We start from the raw sequence: 18841 nt of genomic DNA, 5'->3' as shown, positions 1-18841 counted from the left end.
GGCCGGCGGTACGCGGCGCTTCCGGCTCGCGAGGGCCGGGCTGGGCGTACGGCTCGTACGGCGTCCGGCTCAAGGCCGTCCCTTCCTTCCGGGGTCGTGTGGCTGGTGGGGGCGGCTTACGCCTTGGACTCGCGCAACGCGCGCCGGGCCGCCGGGTCCGCCCTGCGGAAACCGTGGAAGTGCCCCGGGTGGTACAGGTGCGAACGGGTGCCGGACGCCGCGAGCGCCGGGCCGACGAGGAAGAGGGTGTGCTTCCAGAGCTTGTGCTCCTTGACCGTCTCCTCCAGGGTCGCGATCGTGCAGCGCAGCACGAGCTCCTCCGGCCAGGTCGCCTGGTAGGCGATCACGACCGGCGTCTCCGTCGGATAGCCGCCCTCCAGCAGCTCCGTGACCAGCTGGCCCGACCGGGCGGCCGACAGGAACAGCGCCATCGTCGTGCCGTGCCGGGCGAACTCCCGTACCTCCTCGCCCGGCGGCATCGGCGTCTTGCCGCCGCCCAGCCGGGTCAGGATCACGGACTGCGCGACCTCGGGGATCGTCAGCTCGCGCTGCGCGATGGCCGCGACCGCGGAGAAGGACGAGACGCCCGGGATGATCTCGACCTCGATGCCGAGCGTGTCGCACCGGTCGACCTGCTCCTGCGTACCGCCCCACAGGGCCGGGTCGCCGGAGTGGATCCGCGCCACCTTCAGGTCTTCGGCCTGCGCCCGCTCGTAGACCGCGACGACGTCCTCCAGCGACATCGTCGCCGAGTCCAGGATCTCCGCGCCCTCACGGGCGTGCTCCAGTACTTCCGCCTGCACCAGGCTCGCGGCCCAGATGACGATGTCGGCGGCCGCGATGGCGCGGGCCGCCCGGAACGTCAGCAGGTCGGCGGCGCCGGGCCCCGCCCCCACGATGGTCACCTTGCCGGTCACAGCTTGCCTCCACGGGTGTCCCGGCGGGCGGGAGCGATCAGTGTCGAGAGATAGGGGAGCGGGCCTTCGAGCAGCTCGGAGGCGGGGCGGATGGACTCCTCGGGCAGCCCGAGCGCGGAACCCCACACGGCGCCCTCGGTCCTGCCGGTCTCCCGCAGCGCGGTCGCCACCTCCTCCGCCAGCCGGCCGAACTTGTACGCCACGACGGTGCCCGGCCCCTCCAGGGCCTCCTTCAGCACCGCCGCCCCGGCCGTGACGGGCACGAGCGTCAGCGGCTCGGTCCCCTCGGCCAGCACCGCACCGCTGCGCGCGGCCAGGTCCTGCATCGCGGTGATGCCGGGGACGGTCTCGACGGCGACGCCGTCGACCAGCTCCCCGACGGTCAGCGCGAGATACGTGAACGTCGAGTAGACGTTGGGGTCGCCGATCGTCGCGAACGCCACCGTGCCGTGCGTCCGCAGCAGTTCGGCCACCTGCCCGCCCGCCGCGTCCCACGCGGCCTCGCGCCGTGCCCGGTCGGTCCGCTCGTTCAGCGCGAACACGATCCGGACCACCTTCTCCTGCTCCACGTAGTGCAGCACCGTCGCCTCGGCCCTGCCGCGTTCGAGGGTGTCCATCACGGGGACGACCACCACCGCCGCCGCCCGCAGGGCGTTCACACCCTTGACGGTCACCAGCTCCGGATCGCCGGGGCCCACCCCGACCCCGATCAGCCGCCCGCTCATTCGGAACACCTCTCCACCAGTCTTCGGGCCACGCTCGGAACCGCGGCCCAGTGCACATGCAGATACGAGGCGTGCACGCCCCCGTGGACGAATCCTTCGACGCGGCGCTCCGGCCGCGTCACCCCCCACGCGGGCGTGGCGCCCGCGCCCGGCTCGATGACCGTGCGGTGGAACTCATGCCCCCGCACGCGGGTGCCGGCCTCCGCCAGCACGCTGTCCGAGACCGCCACCGCCTCGCGGTACCCGAGGGTCAGCCGCTCCGACATCCGCGCGGTCGCGTCGAGCACGCCGCACATCGGCTTGCCGTCCAGCTCCCGCGCCAGGTAGAGCAGCCCCGCGCACTCGGCGGCGACGGGCGCCCCGGAGGCCGCCAGTTCCGCCACGACCTTGCGGAGGGGTTCGTTGGCGGAGAGCTCCGGGGCGTACATCTCGGGGAAGCCGCCACCGATCACGAGGGCGGCGGTGCCCTCGGGAAGGGCCTCATCCCGGAGCGGGTCGAAGGTCACGACCTCCGCTCCGGCGGCCGTCAGCAGTTCCGCGTGCTCCGCGTACGAGAACGTGAACGCGGGCCCGCCCGCGACAGCGACCACGGGGGCTGAATTCAGCCCGTCCGGCGATTGAGGACTTCGGGAAGGGGCGGGCCTGGGGAACAGCCCCGCAGGGTTCCATGGGGCGGCGTCCAGGCTCGGGGCGCTGCGCGCCAAAGCCAGCAGCGCTTCCATGTCGCAGCCCGCCCGGACCTGGGCCGCCATCGCCCGCACCGCGCCGACCGCGTCGGCGCTGCGCTCGGCGACCGGGACGAGGCCCAGGTGCCGGGAGGGGACACTGACCTGTTCGGCTCGGCGCAGCGCGCCGAGAACCGGCACGCCGGACTCGTCCAGCGCCTCGCGGAGCAGCGCTTCGTGCCGGTCGGAACCGACCTTGTTGAGGATGACGCCCGCGACCCGCACCTCCGGGTCCCAGGACGCGAAGCCGTGCACCAGCGCGGCCACCGACCGCGACTGCGACGAGGCGTCGACGACCAGCACCACCGGTGCGCGCAGCAGCTTCGCCACATGTGCGGTCGACGCCAGTTCGCCCTGCCCGGCGGCCCCGTCGTACAGGCCCATGACGCCCTCGACGACCGCCAGGTCCGTTCCGGCCGCACCGTGCAGGAAGAGCGGGGCGATCAGTTCGGGGCCGCACATGAAGGCGTCGAGATTCCGCCCCGGGCGGCCGGTGGCGAGCGCGTGGTAGCCCGGGTCGATGTAGTCGGGGCCGACCTTGTGCGGGGACACGGCGAGGCCGGCCCCGGTGAAGGCCGCCATCAGCCCGGTGGCCACGGTGGTCTTGCCGCTGCCCGAGGAGGGCGCGGCGATGACCAGACGGGGGAGGGACGTCACCACTCGATGCCCTTCTGGCCCTTCTGGCCCGCGTCCATCGGGTGCTTGACCTTCGTCATGTCGGTGACGAGGTCGGCGGCCTCGACCAGCTTCTCCGGCGCGTTGCGGCCGGTGATGATCACATGCTGGGTGCCGGGGCGGTCGTTGAGTACCTGGATCACCTCGTCGGTGTCCACCCAGCCCCAGTGCATCGGGTACGCGAACTCGTCCAGCACGTACAGCTGGTACGTCTCGGCGGCCAGGTCCCGCTTGACCTGCTCCCAGCCCTCCTTGGCCGCTTCCTCGCTGTCGGCGATGTCGCGCTGTACCCAGGACCAGCCCTCGCCCATCTTGTGCCAGGCGACGGTGCCGCCCTCGCCGGAGTCGCCGAGGACCCGCAGCGCCCGCTCCTCGCCGACCTTCCACTTCGCCGACTTGACGAACTGGAACACCCCGATCGGCCACCCCTGGTTCCAGGCGCGCAGCGCGAGCCCGAAGGCGGCCGTCGACTTCCCCTTGCCGATACCGGTGTGAACGATGGTCAGCGGCCGGTTGCGGCGCTGGCGCGTCGTGAGCCCGTCGTCCGGCACGCTGCTCGGCTGTCCCTGCGGCATTACGCGGCCCTCCGCACATCACGTACGAGCGCGGACACGGTGTCCGCGCGCAGTTCCTCCAGCGTCACGGCGGTCCCGGCGAGGTCGAGCGCCAGCGCGCCCGCCAGGCCGAGCCGCACGGGACCCGACTCGCAGTCGACGACGACCGACGCCACGCCCTCGGCGTTCAGCAGCCGCGCCGCCCGCGACGCCAGCTGGACGGGTTCGGGTCCGCCGGTCGCCCGTCCGTCCGTCACCACGACCAGCAGCGGCCGGCGGGACGCGTCCCGCAGCCGCTCGATCCGCAGCACCTCGCGCGCCTTCAGCAGCCCGGCCGCCAGCGGCGTCCGGCCGCCCGTCGGCAGCACCCGCAGCCGCGCCGCGCCCGCCTCGACCGACGACGTCGGCGGCAGCGCCAGCTCGGCGTCCGCGCCGCGGAAGGTGATCATCCCGATCTTGTCGCGCCGCTGGTAGGCGTCCATCAGCAGCGACAGGACGGCGCCCTTGACGGCGGTCATGCGCTGCCGGGCGGCCATGGAGCCCGAGGCGTCGACGACGAACAGCACCAGATTCGACTCCTTCCCCTCCCGCACCGCCTGCCGCAGATCGTCCTTCCGGATCACCAGACCGGGACCGCTGCGCCCGCGCGCCCGCTGGTGCGGGGCCGCCGCGTGCACCGTCGCCGCCAGATGCAGCTTCGTCAACTGGCCCTGCGGCCGCCGGGCGCTGGTCGTCCTGCCGTGCGCGGTCCGGGCCCGCGACCGGCGTCCGGCCGCGCCCTCGCCCATGCCGGGGATGGTGAACGCCTTGGTCTTGAACGGCTCGCCCGCCGGAGCGGCACTCTGCTCGCCACCGCCCGACGACCCGCCCTGCTGCTGCCCGGCGGACTCGTCGGGCGCGGAACCCTCCTCCGGACCCTCCTCGGACCCGTCCTGCGGCCCGTCGTCCGGACCGCCCTCCGGCGGCTGCCCGCCGCCGTCGTCGGGGCCGTCCGGGTCCGGGTCGTCCTCCGGGTCCGGGCCGCCGCTGTTCTGCTCCAGCGTGTCGTCGAGCTTCGACTCGTCGAGGCCCGGCGCGTCGAACGGGTTGCGGCGCCGCCGATGGGGCAGCGCCAGCAGCGCCGCCTGCCGGACGTCCTCCGCGATGACCTCGGTCCGCCCGTCCCACGCCGCCAGCGCGGTCGCGGTACGCGCCATCACGATGTCCGCGCGCATCCCGTCGACCTCGAACGCCGCGCAGGTCGCCGCGATCTGGCGCAGCGCACGGTCCCCGAGCACCACGGACGGCAGCAGCGCCCGCGCCGCCACTATCCGCGCCCGCAGCGCGTCCTCGTCGCCCGACCACTTGCCGGCGAACGCCGCCGGGTCCTCGTCGTACGCGAGCCGGCGCCGTACGACCTCGACGCGCTCGTCCGTCTCGCGGGACGCCGCGACCTCCACCGTCAGCCCGAACCGGTCGAGGAGCTGCGGGCGCAGCTCGCCCTCCTCCGGGTTCATGGTGCCGACGAGCAGGAAGCGGGCCGCGTGCCGTACGGAGACGCCCTCGCGCTCGACGTAGGAGGCGCCCATGGCCGCGGCGTCCAGCAGCAGGTCGACCAAGTGGTCGTGCAGCAGGTTGACTTCGTCGACGTAGAGCACGCCGCGGTGCGCGTCGGCCAGCAGCCCCGGCTCGAACGACTTCTTGCCCTCGGACAGCGCCCGCTCGATGTCCAGCGAACCGACCAGCCGGTCCTCCGACGCGCCGACCGGCAGCTCCACCATCCGCGCGGCGCGGGCGGTGCCCGCACCGACCGCGTGCGGGCCGTCCGGGCACGCCGGGTCCGGGGCGGCCGGATCGCACGAGAACCGGCACTCGCCGACGACGGCGACGTCCGGCAGCAGCGAGGAGAGCGCCCGCACGGCCGTCGACTTGGCGGTGCCCTTCTCACCGCGCACGAGCACACCGCCGACCGCCGGCGATACGGCGTTCAGCAGCAGCGCGAGCCGCAGGTCGGTCATCCCGACGATCGCGGTGAACGGATACGGGGTGCTCATGAGTCGCCTTCCAGGTCGCCTTCGAGCTGCAGATAGATCTCGCGGAGCCGGTCCAGGGTCTCCGGGTCGGGCTCGGCCCACAGCCCGCGGTCGGCGGCCTCCAGCAGCCGCTCGCTGATGCCGCGCAGCGCCCAGGGGTTGGACTTCTTCATGAAGTCCTGGTTCTCCTTGTCGAACACGTACTCCGCCGCGAGCCGCTGGTACATCCAGTCGTCCACCACGCCGGCCGTCGCGTCGTACCCGAAGAGGTAGTCGACGGTCGCGGCCATCTCGAACGCGCCCTTGTACCCGTGCCGGCGCATCGCGGCCATCCAGCGGGGGTTGACCACCCGGGCGCGGAAGACGCGGTGGGTCTCCTCGCCCAGGGTGCGGGTCTTGACCTGGTCGGTGGTGGCGCTGTCGCCGACGTAGGCGGCGGGGGAGACGCCCGTCAGGTGGCGCGTCATCGCCACCATGCCGCCGTGGTACTGGAAGTAGTCGTCGGCGTCGACGATGTCGTGCTCGCGGGTGTCGACGTTCTTCGCGGCGACCTGGATGCGGCGGAACGCCTGCTCCATGTCCCCGCGCGCCGCGCGGCCGCCCAGGCCGCGGCCGTACGCGTAGCCGCCCCAGACCGCGTAGACCTCGGCGAGGTCGGCGTCCGAGCGCCAGTTGCGGGCGTCGATCAGCGGCAGCAGGCCGGCCCCGTACGCGCCCGGCTTGGAGCCGAAGATGCGGGCCGTCGCGCGGCGGCGGTCGCCGTGTTCGGCGGTGTCCTCGTCGGCGTGCGCGCGGACGTAGTTGGACTCCGCGGGCTCGTCGAGTTCCGCGACGGCCTGGACGGCGTCGTCGAGGAGCTGGATGACGTGCGGGAAGGCGTCGCGGAAGAAGCCGGAGATGCGGACCGTCACATCGATGCGCGGGCGGCCCAGCTCTTCCAGGCCCACCACCTCGAACCCGGTGACGCGGCGCGAGGCGTCGTCCCAGACCGGGCGGCAGCCCAGCAGGGCGAGGATCTCGGCGATGTCGTCGCCCTGGGTGCGCATGCAGGACGTGCCCCACACCGTCAGGCCGACGGACTTCGGGTACCCGCCGGTGTCGGTGAGGTGCCGCTCCAGCAGCGAGTCGGCGAGGGCCGTGCCGACGTCCCAGGCGAGCCGGGACGGGATCGCCTTCGGGTCGACGGAGTAGAAGTTGCGGCCGGTCGGCAGGACGTTGACCAGACCGCGGGTCGGGGAGCCGGACGGGCCGGCCGGCACATAGCCGCCGCGCAGCGCGCGCAGGATGTTGTCGATCTCGTCGGTGGTGCGCTCCAGCCGGGGCACGACCTCCTCGGCGGCGAACTCCAGGATCCGCACGGCGTCCTGGACGGGCGAGCCGAGCACCTCCGTCACGATCCCGGGGGCCGCGGCCCGGCTCCAGCCGGACTCCTCCATCGCCCCGGCAAGCCGGCGCGCGAGCGTCTCCAGCAGGTCGACGGCGTCGGCGGCGGTCCTGGCGGGCCCGTCGGCCAGCGCCGTCAGCGCGGCGGGCACCGCGAGCCGGGCGCCGGGTTCGGCGAGCAGCGCCTTCTCGTTGAGGCCGAACGCCTCGGCCATCGCGGCCCGCAGCCCCGGCAGCGCGGCGCCGACACCGCCCCACACCTGGGAGGAGCGCAGGATGGCGAGGACCAGGTTGACCCGGGCCTCGCCGACGGGGCCGCCGCCGAGGATGTGCAGACCGTCGCGGATCTGGACGTCCTTGATCTCGCAGAGCCAGCCGTCGAGGTGCAGGACGAACTCGTCGAAGGCGTCCTCGCCGGGCTGGTCGTCGACGTGCAGGTCGTGGTGGAGCTCGGCGGCCCGCACCAGCGTCCAGATCTGGCTGCGGACGGCCGGGGTCTTCGTCGGGTCCAGGTCGGAGACGAGCGCGTACTCGTCGAGGAGCTGTTCCAGCTTGGCGAGGTCGCCGTAGGTGTCGGCGCGCGCCATCGGCGGCACCAGGTGGTCGACGACGGTGGCGTGGCCGCGCCGCTTGGCCTGGGTGCCCTCGCCCGGGTCGTTGACGATGAACGGGTAGACGAGCGGCAGTTCGCCCAGCACCGCGTCCGGCGCGCAGCCCGCCGACAGGCCGAGGCCCTTGCCGGGCAGCCACTCCATGGTGCCGTGCTTGCCCATGTGGACGATGGCGTCGGCGCCGAACGTGTTGTCGAGCCAGCGGTAGGCCGCCATGTAGTGGTGCGAGGGCGGCATGTCCGGGTCGTGGTAGATCGCGATCGGGTTCTCCCCGAATCCGCGCGGCGGCTGGATCATGACCACGACGTTCCCGAACTGCAGGGACGCCAGGACGATGTCCTCGCCGTCGAGGTAGAGGGTGCCCGGCGGCTCCCCCCAGTGCTCCAGCATCCCCGCGCGCAGCTCGGGTTCGAGGGTCGCGAACCACCGCTGGTAGTCGGCGAGCGGGACCCGGGCCGGGGCGGCGGACAGCTGCTCCTCGGTGAGCCACTCGACGTCGTGGCCGCCGGCGGCGATCAGCCGGTGGATCAGCTCGTCGCCGTTGTCCGGGTACCCGTCGACGGCGTAGCCGGCGCCGCGCAGCGCGTCCAGCAGGCCGACGGCCGAGGCGGGGGTGTCGAGGCCGACCGCGTTGCCGACCCGCGAGTGCTTGGTGGGGTAGGCGGTGAAGACGACCGCGAGCTTCTTCTCCGGGTTCGGCTTGTGCTTGAGCGCGGCGTGCCGGACCGCGATCCCGGCGACGCGCGCGGCGCGTTCGGGGTCGGCGACGTACACCGGTACATCGCCCTCGCCGGTCTCCTTGAACGAGAACGGGACGGTGATCAGCCGGCCGTCGAACTCCGGGATCGCCACCTGCATCGCCGCGTCCATCGGCGACAGCGCCGCGTCGGAGGCCGCCCAGGTCGCGCGGGACGAGGTCAGGCACAGGCCCTGGAGGACCGGGATGTCCAGATCGGCGAGCGCGCCGATGTCCCAGGCCTCGTCGTCGCCGCCCGCCGAGGCGTCGGAGGCGCGGGTGCCGCCGGACGCCAGGACGGTCGCGACCAGCGCGTCCGCCCGGCCCAGCAGCGCGTACAGACCGGCGTCGGCGCCGCGCAGCGTCCCGCAGTACACGGGCAGCGCGTTGGCGCCCTTCGCCTCGATCGCGGCGCACAGCGTGTCCACGAAGCCGGTGTTCCCGGACAGTTCGTGGGCGCGGTAGAAGAGCACGCCGACGGTCGGGCGGCCCTCGGTGAACGGGTACGCGCCGTGCGTCCCGTACTGCGGCATGGTGGCCGGGGGTTCGAAGCCCTCACCGGTCAGCAGCACCGTGTCCGACAGGAAGCGGGCCAGCTCCACCAGGTTCGCCGAGCCGCCCTCGACCAGATAGCGCAGCGCCTCCGCGACGACGCCCGCCGGAACCGAGGACTCCGCCATCAGTTCGGCGTCCGGCACCGACTCCCCGCCGAGCAGCACCGTCGGAATGCCGGACGTGCGCAGCGCGGCGAGTCCGTCCTCCCAGGCGCGTTTGCCGCCGAGCAGCCGCACGACGGCGATGTCCGCGCCCTCGGTCAGCGCGGCCAGGTCGCCGGGGCCGACCCGGGTCGGGTTGCCGATCCGGTAGTCCGCACCGGAGGCGCGGGCCGCCAGCAGGTCGGTGTCGGCGGTGGACAGAAGCAGAACGGTGGTCACGGTGCCCCCGGAGCAAGGAAGGGTAGGCCGGCGGGTGCGCCGTCCTCGATGAGCCGCATGAGCGCGGCGGTGTCCGCGTGTTCTTCGATCAGGTCGCCGAGGCGGTCGAGCTGTTCCTCGCGCAGCGTCCCGAAGGAGGTGTCGGGGGCCGGGACGAAGCGGCGGCCGGCCTGTTCGGCGATCCGGCGCAGGAAGGCGCGGCGGAAGCCGTCGCTCTCCAGCGAGCCGTGCCAGTGGGTGCCCCAGACGGCGCCCGACCGGCAGCCGTCCAGCGCCCGCCCGTCGTCGCCGGTCATGAACGGCCCGTCGCCGCCGAGCACTTCCGCGACCCCGTGGTGGATCTCGTACCCCTCGACGGGTTCGCCGAGCGCCTCGCCGACCGGCCGGGCCAGCGTCTTCTCCGCCGCGAACCGGACCCGGACGGGCAGCAGTCCGAGCCCGTCCACCCGGCCGGCCCGCGACTCGATCTCGTCCTCGATCGTCCCGCCGAGGATCTGGTAGCCGCCGCAGATGCCCAGCACCGGACGGCCTTCCGCGGCCCGCCGGACGATCGCGTCGGCGAGCCCGCGCTCGCGCAGCCAGGCCAGCGCCCTGACGGTGCCCCGGGTGCCGGGCAGCACCACCAGGTCGGCGTCGGCGAGTTCCTGCGGCCGGTCGACGAAGCGCACGACGACGCCCGGTTCTGCGGCCAGCGCGTCGACGTCGGTGAAGTTCGACATCAGCGGCACGGCGACGACCGCGACCCGCAGGATGTCCTCGCCGTGCGGCGGGGTGACGACCGACTCCCGTACGGCGCCGCGCATCGAGACCCGCAGCCCGTCCTCCTCGTCGATGCCCAGCCCGTGCGCGAACGGCAGCACGCCGTACACGGACCGGCCGGTGAGCCCGCGCAGCATGTCCAGACCCGGCTCCAGCAGCGAGACGTCGCCGCGGAACTTGTTGACGAGGTAGCCGCAGACCAGTTCCTGGTCCTCGGGGCTCAGCAGGGCCGTCGTGCCGAAGAACGAGGCGAAGACGCCGCCCCGGTCGATGTCCCCGACCACCACGACCGGCAGCCGCGCCGCGCGGGCCAGGCCCATGTTCACGATGTCGTTGTGCCGCAGGTTGATCTCGGCCGGACTGCCCGCCCCTTCACAGATCACCGCGTCATACGTGCCCCGCAGTTCGGCCAGGCACTCCACGACGACGGGGAGCAGCGTGGACTGCTTCCCGCCGTACGGTGTTCCTCCGGCGGACGACGACCCCTCGGGCCCACCGTGGTAGCCGCGGGCGCTCATCTCTCCCACCGGCTTGCCGAGCAGCACCACTTGGCTGCTGCTGTCGCTGCCGGGCTTGAGCAGCACCGGGTTCATCAGCGCCGTCGGCTCGACCCGGGCCGCCTGCGCCTGCATGGCCTGCGCCCGCCCGATCTCCGCGCCCTCGCGGGTCACGAACGAGTTCAGCGACATGTTCTGCGCCTTGAAGGGCGCGACCTTCACGCCCTGCCGGACCAGCCAGCGGCAGATGCCCGCCGTGACGACGCTCTTGCCCGCGTCGGACGTGGTCCCGGCGACCAGCAGCCCTCCGCCGGTGCGGCGCACGCCGCGTGTACCGCTCATCGGGTTCCCTCCTCGGTGGATGCCGACAGCGCGGTGACGGCCAGCCGTCCGCCGGCGCAGACCGCCAGCGCCAGCAGGCCGACGCGGCGCGAGAGCCGTACGGCGCGGGCGATGTCGGCGACTTCGGGCGGCCGGTTGCCGGCGCCCAGTACGGCGCGGTGCTCCACGCGGCCGGCGTAGGCGAGGGTGCCGCCGAGCCGGACGCCCAGTGCGCCCGCGAAGGAGGCTTCCACCGGGCCCGCGTTGGGGCTGGGGTGGCCGGCGGCGTCCCGGCGCCAGGCGCGTAGCGCGCCGCGCGGATCGGGTCCGGCGAGCGTGGCGAGGACGGCGGTCAGCCGGGCGCCGGGCCAGCCGGCGACGTCGTCGAGGCGGGCGGAGGCCCAGCCGAACCGGCGGTAGCGCGGCGACTTGTGACCGGCCATCGCGTCCAGGGTGTTGACGGCACGGAAGCCGACGAGCCCCGGCACGCCGGCCGCCGCGCCCCACACCAGGGCGCCGACGACCGCGTCTGAGGTGTTCTCGGCCACGGACTCCACGACCGCCCGCGCGATCTGCCCGGCGTCCAGGGCCTGCGGGTCGCGGCCGCACAGGTTCGGCAGCCGCTCGCGGGCCGCTTCGAGGTCGCCCGCCTCCAGCGCCGCGGCGACGGCCAGCGCTTCACGGCCCAGCGAGGTGCCGCCCAGCACCGACCAGGTGGCGGCCGCGGTCAGGGCGATGGTGGCGGCGGGGGAGGGGCGTACGGCCCGTGCGGCCAGCGCGGCGGCGGCGGTCGCGCCGCCCGCGCACAGCGCGGTGTACAGCGCGCCGTGGCCGCGGTGGTCGCGCCACAGCCGGCGTTCGGCGGCGGTCGCGGCGCGGCCGAACACGGCGACCGGGTGGCCGCGGCGTGGATCGCCCGCGATCAGGTCGCCGAGCTGGCCGAGAGCGGCGCCGCACGCGAAGGCGTGTCCGGCTCGCACGGTGTCAGCCCGCCGTCACGCCTCGACGGGACAGGGCCTGGGGATCCGGTGGAGTACGACGGCGGCCGGGCATGGCAGGAGTCCTCACTCAGGGTCCGCGCCCTGGTTCGACGTGACCGGCGGTTGAGAGTCTCCTGGCTCCCGGATCCGCGCACCCCCGACCGTCCGGCCGATCGCTCGGCGCTGACGTTCTGGTGGGGGTGCACTCCCCGGTGACAGTGGCGGGACCGCGCCGGATTCACACCGGACTTCCTCTCCTACCGCCGTATGGCACCGGGCAGTCCACCACGTGCCGCGAACCCCGTCAACTCGCTGTTGACCTGCGACGGAAGATGTGCGAAGGCCCACACCCGCGGGTTCGCGGATGCGGGCCTGCGCCGTCGGCGCACGGTGCTCGGAAGAGGATCAGGCGACGATCAGGAAGATGCCGTACGCCACCGCCGCCGCGCAGAGCGCGAAGCACGCGTAGGCGCCGGTCCTGGTCAGGACGGCGGAACCGCCGGAGGCGGCCGTTCCGTCGGTGGCGGACCCGCGCTTGGCGAGCCCGACGATGCCGAGGGTGAAGACGCCCACCAGCCCGATGGTCACCGCGAGGGTGACGCCGAGGACGGTACCGAGGGCCTGCCAGTCGATCTGCATGGTGCTGATTCCTTCCGGGCCGGGATCAGGCCGTGGCCGGTGCGGCGTCGACGGGGGTGGCGACGGGGGTGGCGACGGCCGCGGGAGCCGGGATGGTCGCGGCGAGCGGTGCGACGGGTCCGGCGGGCGGCGGGCTGACGGCCGCGATGGCGGCGGTGACCGCACCCTGCGGCTCGACCGGGAGCTCGTTGACGTTGCTGTGGTCGATCGGCTTGCGGCGCGAGGCGAGCCAGATCGCGGTGCAGGCGGCGAGCGCCAGGACGGCGACCCCGGCGATGCCCCACGCGCCCTGGCCGGCCAGCAGCGCGGCACCGGCGGCGACCAGGCCGGCGGCGGGCAGCGTCAGGCCCCAGGCGGCGACCATGCGGCCCGCGGTGCTCCAGCGGACCACCGCGCCCTTGCGGCCGACACCGGAACCCATCACGGAGCCCGAGCAGACCTGGGTGGTGGAGAGCGCGAAACCGAGGTGCGAGGAGGCCAGGATGGTGGCCGCGGCGCCGGTCTGGGCGGCGAAGCCCTGCGGCGCCTCGATGTCGGTGAGGCCCTTGCCCATCGTGCGGATGATGCGCCAGCCGCCGAGGTAGGTGCCGAGCGCGATGGCGGTGCCGGCCGAGACGATGACCCACATCGGCGGGTCGGCGTGCGGGGCGACGACTCCGCCGGTGATCAGGGCGAGGGTGATGACGCCCATCGTCTTCTGCGCGTCGTTGGTGCCGTGCGCGAGCGAGACCAGGCCGGCCGAGGCGATCTGCCCGGCCCGGTAGCCCTTGGCGGTCGCCTTCGGGTCGCTGTTGCGGCCGATCCGGTAGGTGAGCTTGGTGGCGAGCATCGCCGCCAGGCCCGCGACGACCGGGGCGGCGAGCGCCGGGATCAGGACCTTCATGACGACCTTGTCGCCGTTGACGCCATGGGCGCCGACGGAGACCAGGGTCGCGCCGATGAGGCCGCCGAACAGTGCGTGGGAGGAGCTGGACGGGAGCCCGGCCAGCCAGGTCAGCATGTTCCAGACGATGGCGCCGACCAGGCCCGCGAAGATGACTTCCGGCCGGATCCCCGCGCTCTCGTCGATGATGCCGCCGGAGATGGTCTTGGCGACTTCCACGGACAGGAAGGCGCCGACGAGGTTCAGCACGGCGGACATGGCCACCGCCGTCTTGGGCTTGAGTGCGCCGGTGGAGATGGTGGTGGCCATCGCGTTGGCGGTGTCGTGGAAACCGTTCGTGAAATCAAACACGAGAGCGGTCACGATCACGATTCCGATCAGGAGCGTGATGTGTTCCATGTACCCAGGCAATCGTTTGATCGGACAGTGGCGGTGGCGACCGTACGGAGTCCGGGTGAACGGAAGGTTAACTGGCGGCGGCTGCATGGTGCCGCCCCTCGCGGACCGGATTCTTCAGGCCATGCCGGGTGTTGGGGCGGCTGCGCCATCGCCCGGGATCCGGCTCGGCACCGCCCCCGGAATCCGTTTCAGTGCCGCCCGGAGATCCGGTCCGCGACGCGTGCCACCGGGTCCGTTTCACTGCTGCGCCCGGACAGCTCACGGCGGTCCGCGCCGCGGTAGGCCGCGTACATTCCGTGCACACCGATCCAGCGGAACGGCTCCGGCTCCCAGCGCCGTACCCGGTGGCCCACCCAGGGCAGCGCGGTGAGGTCGGTGCCGTGGCCCTGACCCGAGTCCAGCTGCACCAGATCGCGCAGCGTCCGCGCCGCCAGGTTCGCCGTCGCGACGCCGCTGCCGACGTAGCCGCCCGCCCAGCCGAGCCCGGTCGCCCGGTCCAGCTCCACGCTCGCACACCAGTCGCGCGGCACGCCCAGCACCCCTGACCAGGCATGTTCGATCGCCACGCCGGCGGTCGCCGGGAAGAAGCGGACCAGGATCTCGCGCAGCGCCTCGACCGTGGCCGGCTGCGTACGCCCGTCGTTGTCCGTCCGCGAACCGAAGCGGTACGGCACCCCGCGGCCGCCCAGCGCGATCCGGTCGTCGGCCGTGCGCTGCGCGTACATGTAGGCGTGCGCCATGTCGCCGAGCGTCTCGCGGCCCTCCCAGCCGATGGTGTCCCACACCTGCTGGGGCAGCGGCTCGGTGGCGATCATCGAGGAGTTCATCGGCAGCCAGGACCGCTTCTGCCCCTTGAGCGAGGCCGTGAAGCCCTCCGTGCAGCGCAGCACGTACGGGGCGCGCACCGTGCCGTACGGGGTGATCGCGTGTTTCGGCTTGATCTCGGTCACCGTGGTGGACTCGTGGATCACCACGCCCAGCGCCTCGACGGCCTTCGCCAGCCCCTGCAGAAGCTTCACCGGATGTATACGGGCGCCGTGCGGCGTCCAGGCGCCGCCGGAGGTCCCGGTGACCCGGATCCGCTCCGCGGACTCCCGCGCGCCCAGCAGCAGCCGGTCCTTCTCGCCGAAGGCCAGCTCCGCCGCGTGGAACGCCTTCAGCCGGGCGAGCTGCGCGGGGGAGTGCGCGACCTCCAGCACCCCGCCCTTGACGATGTCGGCGTCGATGCCCTCCTCGGCGGCGACCCGCACCACCTCGTCCACCGTCTCGTTCATCGCGTGCTGCAGGGCGACCGCGGCGTCATGGCCGTGCAGCTTCGCGTACCGGTCGCGGCCCGCGATGCCGTTGTACAGCCAGCCGCCGTTGCGCCCGGACGCCCCGTAGCCGCAGAACTTCTGCTCCAGCACCGTGATCCGCAGGAACGGCACGGCCTTCTTGAGGTAGTAGGCGGTCCACAGGCCCGTGTAGCCGCCACCGACGATGCAGACGTCCGCGGTCGTGTCGCCGGGCAGGGGCTCGCGCGGCACGGGGATGCCGGTCTGCGAGTACCAGAAGGAGATGCCGCCGTTGACGGTGGTCATGATGCCCCTGCAATCCGTGATGCGATCCGGTGCGGCCGTGGTGTGCGGCCGTGGTGTGCGGGACGCTACTGCGCCCCGCGAGGACGCGGCAACGCCCAACCTGTAAGGATCGACGGATGCGCGATGCCATGGAGAAAGCCTGGTCGGAGCTGGTGGCCACGGCCCGGCGCAGTGTCACGGACGGCCTGGTGGTCGGTACGTCCGGCAATGTCTCGGTCCGGGTGGGCGACCTGGTGCTGGTGACGCCGACCGGCGTCCCGTACGACCGGCTCGGCCCCGTCGACGCCGTCGCCGTCGATCTGGACGGCCGGCAGGTCTCCGGACGGCTGCGCCCCACCAGCGAGCTGCCGATGCACCTGGCCGTCTACCGCGGCACGGGCGCGCGGGCGATCGTGCACACCCACGCGGTGCACGCCACGGCCGTCTCGACCCTGGTGGACGAGCTTCCGGCGATCCACTACATGGCGGCGGCGATGGGCGGCCGGATCCGGGTCGCCGGCTATGCCCCCTACGGCACGGACGAACTGGCCGCGCAGGTGCTGCGGGCCCTGCGGGACCGCAGCGCGTGCCTGATGCGCAACCACGGAACGTTCGTGTACGGCGCCACACTCGATCAAGCGTACGACCGTACGGCGCAGCTGGAGTGGATGTGCCAGGTCTGGCTCACCGCCCGCTCGGTGCCCGGACTGACCCCCGCCCTGCTGTCGGACGCCGAGCTGGACGACGCGGGCGGGCGGCTGCGCGGCTACGGCCAGCCCGGCTGACACCGCCCGGCCGACGGCGCACGGCTGACGTAGCCCGGCCGCCACCGCCCGGGGCCACGGCCGGCCGCTGTCCACTGGCCGCATCGCGCCGCCCCGCCGACACTGGAACCGATGCGTATACGAACCGTGGCGGCCGTGGCCACCACCACCGTGCTCGGTGCCGGCGCGGCCGCTGTGGCGGCCGGACGGTACGTGTCCGACCTCGCCCTCAAACCGTCCCCCGACGGCCCGGAACCCGACGAGCGGGTCACCGTCCACGCCACCGCGCCCGGCCAGGTCAGCATGACCCGCGCCCTGGCCTCCCTGCGGCCGGGCGTCTACGGGCTGTCCGGCGACGGAGTGCACGCCGCGGTCGGCGAGGTGCTGTGGACGACGCCGGACACGGTGGCCCGGCGCCTCGACCGGGTCTACAGCGGCGCCCTCGACCCCGGCACCCGGGTCCGGATGACGGCCCAGGTCCACGCGGGCGACCCGCGCGGCGCCCTCGGTCTGGACTACGCCGAGGTGCTGGTGCCCGGCGAACTCGGTCCGATGCCCGCCTGGTTCGTCCCCGGGGCCCGCTCGACGTGGGTGATCACCGTGCACGGCCTCGGCGCGACCCGCGAACTCCCGCTCAACGTCCTGCCGGCCCTGCACGGCCACCGTTTCCCGGTGCTCGACCTCGCCTACCGCAACGATCCCGGCGCCCCGCCCTCACCGGACGGCCTCGGACACCTCGGCGACACCGAATGGCGCGACCTCGACGCGGCGATGAAGTACGCCGCGGAGTACGGCGCCGAACGGTTCGTGCTCTACGGGTGGTCGACGGGCGCCACGATGGCGCTGCGGGCCGCCGACCACTCGGCGCTCCGGGACCGGATCAGCGGGCTGATCCTCGATTCACCCGTCCTGGACTGGAAATCGACCGTGCGCGCCGCGGCGTTTTCCCACGGTGTGCCGGGGGCGCTCGTACCGCTCGGCGTGCGCGCCGCCGAGGGCCGCACCGGGCTGCATGCGGAACGTATCGCGGACGCCGCGGACCCCGCCCGGCTGAGCGTCCCCGTGCTGGTCGTGCACGGCCCGGACGACACCCTCTCGTCCTGGTCAGGATCGCGCCAACTCGCCGCGAAGCGACCGGATCTGGTCACGCTCCACACCGTTCCCGGCGCCTCCCACAGCGCTATGTGGAACGTCGACCCGGCGTCGTACGAAGAGGCCCTGCGACGCTTCCTGACCCCTCTGATGTAGCGCTCGGCGCGGAGCCGGGAGCGCAGCGTGAGGGGCGCCGCCCCGGAGCGCGTTTGGGATTCTGGGGCCTCACCCGGGACACTGCTCCAGTGACGTCCCGTACTTCGCGAGACACTCCGCTCCGCCTTGTCCCCCGACGACCCTCCCTGGCCTTCGCGGTGGGGGGCTCCGCCGCCCGCCCCACGGCGACAGCGCGGCGCTCCCGCCCGCCGCGGCCGCCCGAGGGCACCCCCGCGCTGTCCGAGCTCGCCCGCCAGGCGCGCGCCGAACTCGCCGACACGGTCCGCCTCGCGCGGTGGGCCGAAGCGGGACCCGGTACCGCAGGCCCGACCGGGATACTTCCGGACGCCGACGTCCAGCAGGCAGCCGCCGAGCTGGAGTTGACGGAACGGCAGATCCGGTCCGGCTGGGACCGGGCCCGGCTCGCGGGCCTGATCGAACTCCACCAGGGCGCCGCCCGCCCCGGCTGGCGGCTGCGCGCCTGGGACCGCGACAACACCGCCGTACTGCGCGGCTGGGTCGCGCTCTTCGACGCCTGGTCCCTCGCGCACCCCCCCGGCGACCCCGCCGAGGCGGACCCCTCGCTGGTGGCCGAGGTCGTCGAGGCCACCCCCCAGCTGCTGTCCTTCCTGCACCTCTCCTCGGGCCCGGTACCGGTCGACACCCTGCTGGACCTGCTGCGCCAGCGGGTCGCGGAGCTGCGGACCGAACGGCACGAGCCGCCCGCCGACGGTGCCCACGACCCGCTGCCCGCCCTGCTGAACTGGGTGCTCGACGCGGTCGCCGGGGTCGGGGCGCTGCATCCGCGCGACGCCTCCTCCGACACCCAGGAGGCCGCGCTCACCCCGCTCGGCAACTGGGCGGTCTGGGTCAAGCTGGAACAGATCTGTGTGGCCGCCCAGGGCCCGGCCGGCCATATCGAGCAGTCCGCGGAGAAGATGCTGCGCGCCTGCGCGCGGCTCTCCCCGGGCCCGGCCCGCGCCGAGTACCGCGCCTGGCTCGCCGCCCGGCCCGTCGGCCTGGCCGTCGCCGAGCTGCTGGAGACCGCCCGCGGTGAGGACGCGCTGCTGCGCGGCCTGGCCTTCGAGGCGCTCCGGGTGGTCGGTGCGCCCGCCGAGCCCGCCGTCCGCGCCTCCTCCGAGGAGCCGACGCTGCGGCCCTACGCGCTGCTGTGGCTGGCCGAGCAGGACGGCGGTGACCCGGAGGCCGTCGCGGGACTGCTGACCCGCGAGGAGACCGCCTGGCTGTGGGTGGACACCGCCGCGGCCGTCGCCGACCACGGCGAGGGCCAGCTGCTCGTGAGCCATCTCGACGCGGCGGTGGAGGGCTCGGTGCGGTCGCTCCTGGTGGAGATCCGCGGCGCGGGGCACCCCCGTACCGTCCAGGTGCTCGTGGCGCTGGCCGCCGCGCACCCGGACCCCGCGGTCGCCAAGGCCGTCCGCAGGGCCGCCTTCCAGGTGCACACCGGCGGCGCCTGACCGCTCGGGCACCGGACGACGACGATCGGCGACGGCCCGGC

General features: G+C 73.9%; 14 protein-coding genes and 1 riboswitch. Of the genes, 3 read left to right on the top strand and 11 right to left on the bottom strand.

Annotation, left to right across the window (positions count from 1 at the left end):
* Positions 1-116 precede the first annotated feature (116 nt).
* From cobM to LNW72_RS11315, 11 genes are all read right to left on the bottom strand, one after another.
* Positions 117-917: a precorrin-4 C(11)-methyltransferase gene (cobM, locus tag LNW72_RS11365; protein WP_250975289.1), complete on the bottom strand. Its 801-nt coding sequence runs from the start codon at positions 915-917 to the stop codon at positions 117-119.
* Entirely contained in the window at positions 914-1642 is a 729-nt protein-coding gene (gene cobI / locus LNW72_RS11360) for a precorrin-2 C(20)-methyltransferase (protein ID WP_250975288.1), read from the bottom strand. Before cobI ends, cobM begins: the two co-directional genes overlap by 4 nt.
* A complete protein-coding gene (locus tag LNW72_RS11355) occupies positions 1639-3024 on the bottom strand; it encodes a cobyrinate a,c-diamide synthase (protein ID WP_250975287.1) in 1386 nt (461 codons plus the stop codon). Before LNW72_RS11355 ends, cobI begins: the two co-directional genes overlap by 4 nt.
* Positions 3021-3617, bottom strand: coding sequence for a cob(I)yrinic acid a,c-diamide adenosyltransferase (gene cobO, locus LNW72_RS11350; protein WP_250975286.1), 597 nt, complete (start codon positions 3615-3617; stop codon positions 3021-3023). The genes LNW72_RS11355 and cobO overlap by 4 nt, the downstream gene beginning before the upstream one ends.
* A complete protein-coding gene (locus LNW72_RS11345) occupies positions 3617-5629 on the bottom strand; it encodes a putative cobaltochelatase (protein ID WP_250975285.1) in 2013 nt (670 codons plus the stop codon). The genes cobO and LNW72_RS11345 overlap by 1 nt, the downstream gene beginning before the upstream one ends.
* Entirely contained in the window at positions 5626-9273 is a 3648-nt protein-coding gene (cobN, locus tag LNW72_RS11340; protein WP_250975284.1) for a cobaltochelatase subunit CobN, read from the bottom strand. The genes LNW72_RS11345 and cobN overlap by 4 nt, the downstream gene beginning before the upstream one ends.
* Positions 9270-10871: a cobyric acid synthase gene (locus tag LNW72_RS11335; protein WP_250975283.1), complete on the bottom strand. Its 1602-nt coding sequence runs from the start codon at positions 10869-10871 to the stop codon at positions 9270-9272. Before LNW72_RS11335 ends, cobN begins: the two co-directional genes overlap by 4 nt.
* Positions 10868-11830, bottom strand: coding sequence for a cobalamin biosynthesis protein (locus tag LNW72_RS11330; RefSeq protein WP_250975282.1), 963 nt, complete (start codon positions 11828-11830; stop codon positions 10868-10870). The genes LNW72_RS11335 and LNW72_RS11330 overlap by 4 nt, the downstream gene beginning before the upstream one ends.
* Before the next feature lie 127 nt (positions 11831-11957).
* Positions 11958-12086: riboswitch (cobalamin riboswitch) on the bottom strand.
* A gap of 149 nt (positions 12087-12235) precedes the next feature.
* A complete protein-coding gene (locus tag LNW72_RS11325) occupies positions 12236-12469 on the bottom strand; it encodes a hypothetical protein (RefSeq protein ID WP_250975281.1) in 234 nt (77 codons plus the stop codon).
* A gap of 25 nt (positions 12470-12494) precedes the next feature.
* Positions 12495-13751 (bottom strand): inorganic phosphate transporter, encoded by a 1257-nt coding sequence (locus LNW72_RS11320; protein WP_250975280.1) that lies wholly within the window; start codon positions 13749-13751, stop codon positions 12495-12497.
* A gap of 188 nt (positions 13752-13939) precedes the next feature.
* The gene (locus LNW72_RS11315) at positions 13940-15331 is read right to left on the bottom strand and encodes an FAD-dependent oxidoreductase (protein WP_250975279.1); all 1392 of its coding nucleotides are present in this window, start codon (positions 15329-15331) and stop codon (positions 13940-13942) included.
* A gap of 116 nt (positions 15332-15447) precedes the next feature.
* On the opposite strand from LNW72_RS11315, the gene LNW72_RS11310 reads away from it, so the two are divergent.
* The 3 genes from LNW72_RS11310 (at position 15448) to LNW72_RS11300 (ending at position 18800) form a co-directional block, all read left to right on the top strand.
* Positions 15448-16095 carry a class II aldolase/adducin family protein gene (locus LNW72_RS11310; RefSeq protein WP_250975278.1) on the top strand — a complete coding sequence of 216 codons (648 nt, stop codon included), beginning with the start codon at positions 15448-15450 and terminating at the stop codon, positions 16093-16095.
* 111 nt (positions 16096-16206) lie between these two features.
* On the top strand, positions 16207-17322 hold the full coding sequence (locus tag LNW72_RS11305) for an alpha/beta fold hydrolase (protein ID WP_250975277.1): 1116 nt from the start codon (positions 16207-16209) through the stop codon (positions 17320-17322).
* 89 nt (positions 17323-17411) lie between these two features.
* A complete protein-coding gene (locus LNW72_RS11300; RefSeq protein ID WP_250975276.1) occupies positions 17412-18800 on the top strand; it encodes a hypothetical protein in 1389 nt (462 codons plus the stop codon).
* Positions 18801-18841: the final 41 nt, after the last annotated feature.

Source organism: Streptomyces sp. RKAG293, from assembly GCF_023701745.1.
Lineage (GTDB): Bacteria > Actinomycetota > Actinomycetes > Streptomycetales > Streptomycetaceae > Actinacidiphila.
The sequence above is the reverse complement of the archived record's forward strand: the minus strand, read 5'-3'. Positions and strand labels throughout refer to the sequence as shown.